Below are 238 nucleotides of genomic sequence, written 5' to 3'. Positions count from 1 at the left end.
GCCTCAGGATGAGTGCCATCCCTGTGGCTCCCACAGCTATACCACAGACCTCAGGACTGCTATTGCAGTGGCTCCCACGGGTACACCACAGAACTCAGGATGAGCGCGGTCCCTGTGGGAGCGGGTTTACCCGCGAAGAGGCCAGCAATGCCAACCCGGCACTAACTGCCAGACAACCGGCCAGCCGCAGCAAAGGCCTGCAACTGTGGATAAAACGCCCTGAAGTCCGCCAATAATG

At 59.7% G+C, this 238-nt stretch carries 1 pseudogene; it reads right to left on the bottom strand.

The window, feature by feature from the left end:
• Positions 1-161: 161 nt before the first annotated feature.
• Positions 162-238: pseudogene (locus J5M58_RS28425) on the bottom strand (ACP phosphodiesterase); the annotation flags it as partial.

It is taken from the genome of Pseudomonas sp. 32_A (genome assembly GCF_017490905.1).
Lineage (GTDB): Bacteria > Pseudomonadota > Gammaproteobacteria > Pseudomonadales > Pseudomonadaceae > Aquipseudomonas > Aquipseudomonas inefficax.
The sequence above is the reverse complement of the archived record's forward strand: the minus strand, read 5'-3'. Positions and strand labels throughout refer to the sequence as shown.